This is a genomic window from Olivibacter domesticus (assembly GCF_900109575.1).
Lineage (GTDB): Bacteria > Bacteroidota > Bacteroidia > Sphingobacteriales > Sphingobacteriaceae > Olivibacter > Olivibacter domesticus.
Genome location: NZ_FOAF01000003.1, coordinates 258279 through 271087, shown reverse-complemented (window position 1 = coordinate 271087; position 12809 = coordinate 258279). Strand labels below are relative to the sequence as shown.

Annotated in this window: 8 protein-coding genes; 2 read left to right on the top strand and 6 right to left on the bottom strand. The window is 38.3% G+C overall.

Going from position 1 to position 12809, the window contains the following annotated elements:
* The first annotated feature begins 29 nt into the window (after positions 1–29).
* A complete protein-coding gene (locus tag BMY50_RS15540) occupies positions 30–1046 on the top strand; it encodes an asparaginase (RefSeq protein ID WP_093326312.1) in 1017 nt (338 codons plus the stop codon).
* Positions 1047–1146: 100 nt separating this feature from the next.
* On the opposite strand, the gene BMY50_RS15535 is transcribed toward BMY50_RS15540, so the two are convergent.
* Entirely contained in the window at positions 1147–3297 is a 2151-nt protein-coding gene (locus BMY50_RS15535; protein WP_093326311.1) for a S9 family peptidase, read from the bottom strand.
* A 177-nt stretch (positions 3298–3474) separates the two neighbouring features.
* Here BMY50_RS15535 and BMY50_RS15530 point away from each other — a divergent pair, with 177 nt between their 5' ends.
* Entirely contained in the window at positions 3475–4566 is a 1092-nt protein-coding gene (locus BMY50_RS15530; RefSeq protein ID WP_093326512.1) for a DUF2891 domain-containing protein, read from the top strand.
* Positions 4567–4603: 37 nt separating this feature from the next.
* Here the strand turns inward: BMY50_RS15530 and BMY50_RS15525 are convergent, their stop codons facing one another.
* The 5 genes from BMY50_RS15525 to BMY50_RS15500 all read right to left on the bottom strand — a co-directional run bounded on the left by BMY50_RS15525 (position 4604) and on the right by BMY50_RS15500 (position 12783).
* Positions 4604–7108, bottom strand: a complete 2505-nt coding sequence (locus BMY50_RS15525) for a TonB-dependent receptor (RefSeq protein WP_262496912.1) — start codon at positions 7106–7108, stop codon at positions 4604–4606.
* A gap of 608 nt (positions 7109–7716) precedes the next feature.
* Complete coding sequence (locus tag BMY50_RS15520) at positions 7717–8115, bottom strand: hypothetical protein (RefSeq protein WP_093326310.1); 399 nt, start codon at positions 8113–8115, stop codon at positions 7717–7719.
* A gap of 89 nt (positions 8116–8204) precedes the next feature.
* Complete coding sequence (rlmD, locus tag BMY50_RS15515; protein WP_093326309.1) at positions 8205–9632, bottom strand: 23S rRNA (uracil(1939)-C(5))-methyltransferase RlmD; 1428 nt, start codon at positions 9630–9632, stop codon at positions 8205–8207.
* Positions 9633–10434: 802 nt separating this feature from the next.
* Positions 10435–11781 carry a deoxyguanosinetriphosphate triphosphohydrolase gene (locus BMY50_RS15505; protein ID WP_093326307.1) on the bottom strand — a complete coding sequence of 449 codons (1347 nt, stop codon included), beginning with the start codon at positions 11779–11781 and terminating at the stop codon, positions 10435–10437.
* Between the two features lie 36 nt (positions 11782–11817).
* Positions 11818–12783 carry an SMP-30/gluconolactonase/LRE family protein gene (locus BMY50_RS15500; RefSeq protein WP_162276606.1) on the bottom strand — a complete coding sequence of 322 codons (966 nt, stop codon included), beginning with the start codon at positions 12781–12783 and terminating at the stop codon, positions 11818–11820.
* Between the last annotated feature and the right edge of the window lie 26 nt (positions 12784–12809).

The following is a 12809-nucleotide window of genomic DNA, read 5'->3' as shown; positions in this document are numbered from 1 at the left end:
AACCTATAATGTCCATGTTAATATGAATAATGAATAATATACTAATTATCTATACTGGGGGGACGATTGGAATGGTTACTGATGAGACATCAGGAACTTTCGTTCCGTTTGATTTTGATCTGATCCATAAAAATGTGCCCGAACTAGGCCGCTTGAATTACCACCTTACCATTCATTCTTTTGATCCCATCATTGATTCGTCTAATATGCAACCCGCTATATGGGTACAGATGGCTCAATTAATTAAAGATAATTACGATCTTTATGACGGTTTTGTAATATTACATGGATCTGATACCATGGCCTTTTCTGCATCCGCATTAAGTTTCATGTTAGAAGGCTTGCAAAAACCTGTCATATTTTCAGGATCTCAATTACCTATAGGAGAGATAAGGACAGATGCACGAGAAAACTTGATAACTGCCCTAGAAATAGCATCAGCGAAAAAGCAAGGAAGATCCTTAATACAAGAGGTTTGTATTTACTTTGACAGCAAATTATTTCGAGGAAATCGTTCTTTTAAATATAACTCCGCTAAATTCGAAGCTTTTAGATCGCCAAATTACCCCGTGCTAGTGGAAGCAGGCGTTCACTTAAAATACAATCGCCCGGCACTCATGAACAATACCGGTAAAGAGTTTATTTTGCATACAAACATTGACAATTCTATATCCGTACTTAAATTATATCCAGGAATTAGCAAGCAAGTAGTAAAGGCTGTATTGGAATCGGATGCGAGGTCCGTCATTATGGAAACCTTTGGTTCGGGAAATACTACTACCGATGACTGGTTTTTAGATATGCTGAGAAGCGCTATAAAAAACGATAAAAACATTGTAGATATTTCTCAATGCAAAGTGGGCTCCGTAGAACTTGGTAGGTACGAAACAAGTCATTGGCTTAAAGACATGGGTATTTTAAGTGGCTTTGACATGACCTTTGAAGCGGCAGTAACCAAGCTCATGTATTTACAGGGTGAGTTTGAAAGCCAAAGTGAGGTTGCAAAATGGGTGGAAGTAAATATCAGGGGCGAGCTCACCGAATAGTTTACGCATTTAACAAGTTGAGTTGTTAAGTAGAGAAATAGTTGAACGAGCATTTATTGACAGCTCAACCATTCAACTACTTAACCATTTAACTAACCAACTATTCCACTATTCCCTCCAATGCAAACAGGAAAGCATAATTTAAGGCGATGTCTTTAAGATAATCGAATCTACCCGAAGCACCGCCATGTCCTACTTCCATATCCGTTTTCAATAAGAGCACCTTTTTATCTGTTTTTGTCGCACGAAGTTTAGCTACCCATTTTGCCGGTTCAAAATATTGCACCTGGCTATCGTGCAGCCCCGTCGTCACTAAGAGATTAGGATATGCCTTGGCTTCTATATTTTCATATGGAGAATAACTTTTCATATAATCATATGCCACTTTGTTTTTAGGATTTCCCCACTCGTCAAATTCATTTGTAGTCAACGGGATTGTTTCATCTAGCATCGTATTAACCACATCTACAAACGGTACCTGGGCAATTATGCCATTCCATAATTCAGGAGCCATATTCATTACAGCACCCATTAATAGCCCACCAGCGCTCCCGCCCTGTGCATAAAGATGCCCTTTAGACGTAAACTTCTGGTCGATTAGGTATTTCCCGCAATCAATAAAATCCGTAAATGTATTTATCTTCTTCATCATCTTACCATCTTCATACCATTGCCTACCCAGTTCCTGTCCCCCTCTTATATGTGCTATCGCATATACAAACCCCCTATCAAGCAAGCTTAAGCGTGTGCTACTGAAGGTAGGATCCATAGATGCTCCATAAGATCCATAGCCATAAAGTAATAAAGGAGTTGATCCATCCCTTTTAATACCCTTTTTATAAACCAGTGAAATAGGAACCTCCGTGCCATCCTCGGCCTTTGCATAAAGTCTTTCCGTTTTATAATCCTCCACATTATAACCACCAAGTACTTCTTGCTGTTTCAACAAATTCTTTTTACGATCAGCCATTTGATAGTCATATGTAGAAGAGGGTGTGGCGAGCGATGTGTAACTGTATCTTAAAACAGCGCTATTATACTCCATATTTGCAGTAGTATAAGCTGTGTAGGCAGCTTCACCAAAATCCAGGTAGTGCGCATCCCCGGTTTCTAGATTCCTTATGCTAAGCTGCGTAAGTCCATTTTTCCGTTCAGAGACAACCAAAAAATCCTTAAACTCATCCACCCCTTCTAATAATACCTCTTTCCGATGAGGAATAACTTCTTTCCAGTTTTCAATACCTGTTTTGTCAAGCGGGCATTCCATTAGCTTAAAATTTAAAGCATCTTTATTTGTTACGATTAGAAACTTATCTTCCAACGCCGTTACATCATATAAAACATCTTTTATTCGAGGTTGAAATATTTTGAAGGAAGCGTCAGGTTCATCTGCTGATATAAATCTAGTGTCGGAGCTTGTAGTGGCGCCTGAATAGATATAGATAAATTTACCAGATTTAGCCCTGCCCACTCCTATATAATTACTATTGTCTTTTTCTTCATATACTATCTGATCCTTTACTACATCTCCCCCTAAACGATGTTTCATGATTTTTTCCGTCAACAAGGTGACAGGATTTTTCGCCGTGTAGAAAAAGGTTGTATTGTCATTTGCCCAGGCAACACTTCCCGTAGTTCCCTTTATAACCTCCTTATATAACTCGCCCGTCATTAAGTTTTTAATGTAAATCACGTACTCTCTACGCGAAACTGTATCAACGCCATATGCCATTAATTTGTTATTCGGACTAATACTGAAGCCGGTTGCACTGTAATACGCATGCCCTTCGGCCATCTCATCCACATCTAATAAGATTTCCTCGGGCGCTTCTAGACTACCCTTTTTACGACAATATTTGTAATACTGTTTCCCTTCCTCTGTTCGGGTGTAATAGTAATAGCCATTTTTAAGATAGGGTACCGATTCATCCTTCTCTTTAATCCTTGCTTTCAACTCCTTGAATAGGCTTTCTTGAAAGGCCTTTGTTCCAGCCATCATCGTATCTAGATAGGCATTTTCGGCTTTTAGATAATCAACCACTTTATTACTATCAGGGCCTTTCTTAAAGTAGTCTATCATCCAAAAATAATTGTCGACTACCGTATCACCATGAGTTATTCTTTTAAAAGGTGTTTTTTCTGCTATAGGGGCGGTTACATTAGGCCAACTATAGGCTTGTTTATTCGTTTCTTTATCTGTACAGGAAGCGAAAAGGGTGAGTAGTATCATAGAAATATAGTGCTTGTTCATAAATTTAAAACAGGGTTAGGTCAACGTCAAGTATTTAAATTTTATTCCAATAATGACTCTAATATAAAAATAACTTTGATCTTTATTAGCGTGCTTTCCTATTTGCATATAAAAATCAATTTATCTATGTTTGAAAGATACCTTAACGTTTATTTTTTATCTTCTTTCTTTCTCAACATGAATCGTAAATTTTTAATGTTTCTCTGTGCATTTTTTTATTTCTTCCCCCTTTCCGCCCAAGAAAAATTATATGAAGAACAGCACGGGAAGTACGTACTTACGCCAGCTGGAGCCTCCCATTTAGCAAAGCTTCCGTTGAAATGTATGCAACAGGAGTTTCCTTATAAAACGAGTGTCACTTTTTCCGATTCTTCACTAATAACTAAACCGAAAGCCTATCATCCTGCTTTCTACGGATGTTTTGATTGGCACAGCAGTGTACATGGCCATTGGATGCTGGTAAGATTACTGAAACTTTATCCCGGGTTACCGGAGGCACCTGAAATTCGTTCCAAACTAACCGCCAATTTATCTGCCGAAAATATCGCTAAAGAGGTAAAAATTTTTGAAGAAGATGCTCAAAAAGGCTTTGAGCGCACATATGGCTGGGCATGGCTACTGGAATTACAAAGAGAGCTTTTAACATGGAATGATCCGTTAGGTAAGCAACTTAGTACCAATTTAGCCCCATTAGCGAAACAGCTAGTCCGCTTATATATCAATTATTTGCCGAAGATGAATTATCCAGTAAGGGTTGGGGAACATAGCAATCTTGCTTTCGGACTAACCTTAGCTCATGATTACGCTAAGCAAACGGATAACGATTCGCTTTTAAATATCATCAATGAAACGGCCATTCGGTTTTATAAAAATGACAGTGCTTGTCCTATTACTTGGGAACCTGGGGGTTCCGACTTTCTAAGTCCTTGTTTGGAGGAAGCAGACCTCATGTGGCGTATATTACCTACGAAAGTATACCAACAATGGATAGAAAAATTCTTGCCTAGTCTGTTTACGGGCGAAGTTACCTTACAACCTGGCACTGTCAGTGATCGAACAGATGGTAAATTAGTACATCTTGATGGTTTAAACCTAAGCAGGGCCTGGTGTTTATACGGTATCGCTCATCACACAAAGGAGAACAAGGCCTTCTTGATTAAATTAGCAAATGAGCATTTATTGGCCGCCTTGCCCCATGTAGCCAGTGGTGACTACATGGGAGAACATTGGCTTGCTTCTTTTGCTGTATATGCATTGACGATGCAATAATATATATGGGGAGGTAGACCGGTTTTACCTCCCAGCACTAAAATTTAAGGTTAAGTCCTAAAAGAAAATTCGTACCCGCCTGTGGGAAATAGAAGTTATTAGTATACACGGCAGGATCTCCTTGATAGATCGAGCTATATGTATATCCATTCGATTCATATTGCTGATCAAATAGGTTATTAACCAGCAATGATAATCCTACATTTTTTACGCCTTTAAAAGCTAAGTGATAACTTAACCGCAGATTATTAACAAAAAATGCATCCAAACTTCTGTTGGTGTCGGAAGTATTATCTAAATATTGTCTTGACACATATTTAGAAATAAAAGCTATTTCTGCTTTTGCAATAGGTCTATATGCTATTTCGCTTGATCCAACGAATGAGGGTGACAATGCAATATTAGTATTTGAATAATGGTTGACCTGTTGATCAGCAATACCCCAATTTTCATCATATATATTGATGTATTCGTAAAAATCTTTTATTTTATTTCTACTCCATGCAGCCGTTACTGCCCAAGAAAAGTTACTTATTGGTTGCCACGTTACATCTGCTTCAACTCCCATACGATAGCTATCCGGAACATTCATGCGTGTTTGTGCCCCTACATCATTTATTTGTCCGGTTAAAATAAGTTGATCTCTATAGAGCATTGCATAAGCATTTACACCTGCATTAAAATTAGCATGTGTGATGCGATAACCCATTTCAATATCTTGCATATGCTCATGCTTCGGCCTACTATCGGGTGTAGAATTCTCAAAATCGTCCCGTACGGGCTCTTTGTTTCCTATGGCATAAGAAATATAGGCATTACTGTTATTTTCGAACTGATAACTTAAGCCTATTTTAGGATTAAAGAAATTCATCGTACTGTTTTGCTGAACATTGTTTAAGTTGCGATCGAATCCGAGGAAGGAATAGGCAACCCTTCTGTATTGTAGGTCTGCAAAAAAACTCGCATTCCCTATTTTATACGCTCCCTTACCAAAAACATTGAAATCTGTTTTTTTAGCATCATTGAAATAATAGCGATATTTTGTGTCAAATGAATGATCTATCTCAAAGTTGTAGTTTTCCTGGCGCGTGAAAAGCGGATTTCTTGACCAGGTGATATCACCAAAATGGTCACCTTTATATTCATTGTAGGCACCTCCTAATGTGAAATTCAACCGATCACTCGGTTTATAGTCCGCAGAATAAGTAATACCGTAAAAATGATTGGATAACCAGCGCTCCCTTACAAGGTCTGTTTTGTTCAAGGTGCTGTCACCAATAACAACAGGCTGCAGACCGTAATCTCCATAGGAGGCCCCTGGCTTATATTCTTCGTAATAGCCCCTTCCTCGTGTATAATGTAAGGCGGCATTTAACACTAAATTAGTAACGGCATTGTTCGAGTACAGTAATTGATAATGATCTTGCTGATAATTATCATTTTGGTCTTTGTAAAGAAATGAGTTATACGTTCTTGGATTCGCATTCAGGATATTCTCTTCATCCCTGCCACCTAAACCATTTGCTGAAATATACCCTTCTAAATCGTCTGCATTACCAAACAATTTCTCCTCAGGAACACCATTCCAGGCCTGATATGTTTTCTCTTTACCTGAGAACACGTTTGCTCGCAGCAAACTATTCTTCCCATACCAGGCACCACTTAGAAAAAATGACTTTAGATCAGATGCACCCCTGTCTACAAATCCATCTGATTTAATGCTAGATAAACGGCCGTCAAATGTAAACTTATTGTTTATAAGTCCGGTGCCTATACGCACGGTATGTTTCCAGGTATTAAATGACCCAAAGGTATTATCCAGTTCTGCATAAGCCGTATCCGTTTTTGTGTTGGTTTGTATATTAATACTGGCACCAAAAGCCCCAGCACCATTTGTAGACGATCCAACTCCACGCTGAATCTGAATATTGTCAACAGAGGAGGCGAAATCGGGAAGATTTACAAAAAAAGAACCCATGCTTTCTGCATCGTTATAGGGTATACCATTAACAGTAACATTAATCCTTGTCGGATCACTACCGCGAATGCGTATCCCCGTATAACCAACGCCGGCTCCCGCATCCGAATAAGTTACGACTCCAGGGGTTTGGTCCAATAAATAGGGTAAATCTTGTCCGAGATTAGATTTAGCAAGCGTTTCTTTATCTAAATTCTTATAAGTTGTTGCGGAATTTGCATTTACCCTTGTAGCACTTACAACTACTTCATCCGCAACAAATTCCCTTGATTCAAGCATTAGTACTACTTGCTCATCAGCCGTTATTTCAATTTTCCTCTCAGCAGATCTGTATCCAAGATAACTGGCACGAATAAGGTATGTGCCGTCCTTTATATTTTTAAATGAGGAGTTTCCGAGGTGATTGGTCTGGCCATTTGCAAGTGATCCAACCAGCGAAATCGTTGCCCCAACCAAAGGCTTTTCATTCTTTTCATCCATAACTTTCACTGTTAGACTATTCTGAGCCCACAATAAAACCGGACTTGCTACTGCGATAGCCAATAGTGATAATACTTTCTTCACGATAATAATTTTTGTTAAAGTTCTTACTGCTTGCTGGGGTTGCAACAGCTTTTTCCAATAAATTCAATTAACCTTTAACGGTATTCCCTCCCTACGCCGGCATTATCCGGATCAGGTGCTCAGCAGAAAGCAACGATAGCCGTTCACTTCATACTGACGGGTATAATCTCAGCCTTGATTTGTGTTTTATAAAAAACAAGGCACCCCTTTAGCGATGTAGAAGCAAAGATAAGAAATAGTTTTCAAAATTGACTTGATGATTTGGTTTCAACCTCAGACGGCCTAACGTTCGATAAATCTCAACACTGCATAGCCTTCATTAAAAGTCAGTTGCCAAATAGAAAAGGAATATTTAATTTTTTCCACTTTCTTCCGCGGAAAGTGGAGCAAAGACTCATCGCTTGGAACTTTGCTTCATCGGTAGTGCATCAACTTGCTAACCGCAAATTTCCTAGGCGATATTTTAAGCAAAACGTAGGGATAATGCGCGCAAGCACAGATGTTCCAAAGAACGAAAAGGGCAGGAGCTTGTATAGAAAGCAATAGGCCCTATAGTCCGTCTCCAACATACTATGAGGTGGTTAAAAACTTAAATCCAAAAAAGAATTCTACTTGTAGGGAAAAAACACAAAATTCGCTCCTTCAGGTACCACTACAAACAAACACATATAATCTTCCGGCCTTTTATAGGTTTTTATGAAATGGTCTTTTCTATTCTTAAGAATAACACCCTTTTCGATAAATTCTTCTAGGGTAGATGCCTGTATCGTCCATTGCGTTCCCAACTCATTTCTATCCAAAATAAGTTCGCCTAGGCTCACCTCGTGCTGATGCGCAACAAAAATAGGATACTGAGAAAGTCCTTCAGCCATTATCTCGATCGCTACTTCTTTAATAGAATCCTTATAAAAGTTTAAGTCTGTCTTTAAACTTTTTAAAGGGCTTTCCTTTTTTGGTGTCTGGCCATCATCTCCTGCTTGGGCGGCTAATAATTCTTCTAAATCCATTTTATATTTAGTTATGAGCTACGAGTTGTTAGTTGCGAGATCACTTACGAGAACCAAATGTGTTTTTGCTCATAACACACAACGCATAACTATTTTAGTTCTAACAAAACGACATTTTCCACATGTTGCGTATGTGGAAACATATCCACTGGTTTTATTCGTTTAATCTCATATTTCTCAGCCAACAAAGCTAAATCCCGTGCCTGCGTAGCTGCATTACAACTTACATATACAATTTTTGGAGAGGCTAACTCAAGTAATCTTGCTATAACGTCAGGATGCATTCCAGCGCGTGGTGGATCTGTTATCACCACATCGGGTTTACCGTGTTCGCGCATGAAATCAGGCGTCAGCACGTCCTTCATATCCCCGGCAAAGAAACTCGTGTTGCCAATACCGTTCAGTTCCGAGTTCAGTTTAGCATCATCAATCGCCACCGGCACATATTCAATTCCTATTACCTGCTTTACGTCACGAGCAATAAAATTAGCAATAGTACCTGCTCCCGTATATAAATCGTAAACAAGTTCATCTCCTTTGAAACCAGCAAATTCTTTGGTTATCCTATATAATTCATAGGCTTGTTCAGAATTTGTTTGATAAAACGATTTGGCACCAATTTTAAATTTTAATTTAGTCCCCTGGTTATTAAAAGGCATTTCTTCAAAAATATGATCTATGCCCGCATAAAGGATGATATCCTGGTCGAAAATCGTATCGTTCTTTTTTTGGTTAACAATATATAACAACGAGGTAATTTCTGGAAACCTATTCTTTAAAAAATCCATTACCAGCCTTATTTGCTCTTCCTCTGCATAGGCAAAAACCACCACTACCATTAGATCTCCAGTAGTAGATGTCCTGATCATTAAATTACGCAAAGCACCTTCGTGATTTCGAAGATCATAATAACTTATCTGATTTTCGAGCGTAAAGCTTCTCAGTTCATTGCGAATGTTGTTTGAAGGATCTTGTTGAAGATAGCAATGTTCTATATCAAGAATTTTATCGAACCTTAAGGGAACATGGAAACCCAAAGCATTCATATTATGCTCTTCTTCGTTTGCAACATCCTCTGTTGTTAACCAACGTTTATTAGAAAAAGTATATTCTAACTTATTTCGATAATAGGTTGTTTTTTCTGAGGGAAGAATGGGTTCCATTGTGGTAGTATCTACCTTACCAATTCTAGTAAGCGCGTTATCCACACTCTTTTGTTTATAAAGCAGTTGAGCAGTATAATCCATATGTTGCCATTTGCATCCACCACAAACGCCGAAATGATCACAAAAGGCATCTCTCCTATGTTCAGATGTTTGTTTTATTTCTTTAATTTTTGCTTCAGCAAAATTCTTTTTCTTACGAAAAAGCTCCACATCTACGATGTCACCGGGTATAGCCTTTTCAATGAATAGCACCATATCCTCTGCTTTTCCTACACCTTTTCCCTCTTCAGCAATATCAATTACGGCTATATTTTCAATTACTCTTCTCTCTTGTGGATTTTTTTTTCTCATGGAAATGCAAAATTACACTTTTAGCAACAATTTTGCATACTTAGCTCATAAATGGTGTAAAAACCATTATTAAACATTTAGGAGAAGGTTTTCAAGAAAAAAGGGCTTTAATTAAAAGCCAAAAGTTTCTTTTCCTTACACTCCCTTTGTCGAAACGGCTGTCAATCATCATTGAAAAATGAAGTAGTTCACGGCGCATAACCTTCAAATTTCAATAAAAATAATATTTATATACCAAAAACCAAAATAGTTTTTTGCCTTAACACAAGTTTGTTTAACATCTATAGCTTGATGATTTTAAATGAAGGATTTCCTATTCAATTTTTTCAATTTGTGTTACTTTTTTCCGCAAAAAGTAACCAAAAACTCGCCGCTGCAAAATTTACAGGAACGTTAGTGCCTCCCTGTGCTAGACGTAAATTTTGGAGGCGGCATTTTCGACAGCCAATGGTAGGTGCTTTTAACAGGACGTGCCGTTGTTAGCCTATTTCAACGACTTCCCAGATAATTATACTGCTTGGCATAGCCCCTCCGTTCCATTTAAATATCGCCTAGGAATTTGCGATTTGCATGTTGATGTACTGCCGTTGTAGCAAAGTTCCAAGCGATGATTTTTTTGAATACTTTTTTTGCGGGAACCTCGAGCCTGTTGGCGAGAAGCTTGAATTCCTATGAAAACGAACTCGTTATGAAAAAAAAATATTTGGCGATGTCGCTGCCATTAAACGACAAATTAACCTTCATTTTAAAGACGCTTGCCTTCACACCTTAAACACATATACACAAAAGTATAAACCTTGACTTAATCCAAAGAAGGAAAAGAAATTCCCTTTATCTTTCTAAAAAGCTCTACAGCATATAAATCAGTCATGCTCGAAACAAAGTCCAAAACGGACCTTATTTTTTCATAGGTTGTTTTGTCGGTATTTTTATACTGACTGGGAATCAGGGCTACTACTTTTTTATCGTAAGCGGAGGAATTATGAATATATGCTGGTACAAACTCTTCCAACAAGCCGCTCATTACTTTATAACCTGCAACTTCAATTTGCACTACAGTGGGTGCATTGTATATTTTTTCGACCGAAATTTCCTCAATCTTATTCATAACCTCTTTTAGATGAGGATTTATATTGTCTATCAGTGATGCTTCGAATGTTCCATTCAGTATTGCCTGTTCATTTTCAAAAAATACTTGTGAACATTGTTGGATTAAAGTACTAATAGATTTTGCTCGAAGCAAACTTACCCGACTATCAACATCTTCAATGCTAGCTAATCGTTTAAGGATATTGTTGTCATTGGTTAACGGAATAAGTAATTCCTCCACTCTTTCGGGAGATAGGATGGATAAACGATGCGCGTCTTCCACATCAATAATATTATAACAGATATCGTCAGCCGCTTCAACGAGGTATACCAATGGATGGCGTTTATATACATCGCTATGATTTGCGTCTTTTAACATGCCGAGCTCTTCTGCAACCTTTATGAAAGATTCCTTTTCCGGTTGAAAGTAGCCGTATTTTTTACGGTGTAAGCCTTGTCCTTTCAGGTTTCCATCTATCGCTGCACAAGGATATTTCACAATTGCTGCCAACGTACTGTAGGTCAACGCAAATCCTCCACCTTCCTTTCCACTAAACTGGTGGGTTAATATCCGAAGCGCATTGGCATTGCCTTCAAAATGAACTAAATCCTGCCATTCCTCCTCCGTTACTTCCGACTTAAATTTAAGTCCTTCTCCATTAGAAAAGTAATGAGAAATAGCCGATTCACCGGAATGCCCAAAAGCGGGATTCCCCATATCATGGGCCAAACAAGCGCTAGAAACGATGTTTCCTATTTCTTGCAAATATGGGTATCTCTCATCTACCCCTTCCTTCGCTTCTTTGTACTTTGTATAAAATATACGCCCCAACGATCTACCAACACTTGCTACTTCAAGGCTGTGGGTAAGTCTATTATGTACAAAAACGCTGCCTGGCAAAGGAAAAACCTGTGTCTTGTTCTGTAGCCTTCTAAATGGAGATGAAAATATTAAACGATCGTAATCGCGTTGAAATTCAGATCTTGCAATGTCTTGATTTTTTATTTCGCGATGTTCATATCCCCAACGTTTTGCAGAAAGTAGCTTTTTCCAATCCATTCTCTAAGTTTTGCAACAAAGATAAGAATATCTTTTCTACCTCATCTCCAACCGTAAAACCTGCCGCCCTGCTGTTATGTAGAGTGTTTTTCCGTCATCAGCCAAGCAACAGTTAGATACGGCGTGCGACAGCTTTATTTTACCTATGGGAACATATTCATCGTTAAAAATCCATATTCCTCCAGGCCCGCTAGTAAAGATATTTCCTTGATCATCAATTTTAAATCCATCTGGTGCCCCGCCATACTTCTGGAAATTAAAAACTATTCCTGCTGCCTTTAAAGAATCGTTATTATCAATGTCGTAAGCGTATAACATTGGCTTTTGACCGTCAGAATTGCTTACGATGAGTTTATCTTCATTCGGACTAAGTGCCAATCCATTTGGTCTGCTTAAGGTATCGATAAGTAACGTTAACGTTCCCAAGGTATCAAGCTTATAAACACCATTAACACTTAGTTCCTTTTTCTCTATTTCTTGGTCATTTAAGCCATACGGTGGGTCCGTAAAAAATAGGTCGCCATTACTTCGTTGTATAATGTCATTCGGACTATTAAATTTTTTTCCATTAAATCTGTTTGCTAACGAAATATAGCTTGACTTAGGTAATACAAGAGGAGCATCCATCTTAGCTATTTGCCTATTGCCCTGCTGACACAGTACAAGGTTTCCATTTAAATCAAGAAGTAAGCCGTTCGAACCCATTTCTCCTCCTCTTTCAATTTTACCTGTGTAGCCAGCCAGTGTAAGATACTCCTCTAGTCCTTTTCTTTCTGACCACTTATAAACCTTATTGTTGGTGACATCCGAGAAGAGTAAGAATTGGTGTTCATCTACCCACAAAGGTCCTTCACTCCAGGTAAATCCTTCCGCAATTACTTCTACCTTAGCCGTTGGATTGATCAGCTTGTCGAGGCTAGTATGTAATCTTTCAACCGTTCCAACTGTTTTCCTTTTATCAACTTTTTCCTTATTATTATTGCTCCCACAAGCGATTAACATTAAAATTGCACAGATTTGAAGAATAG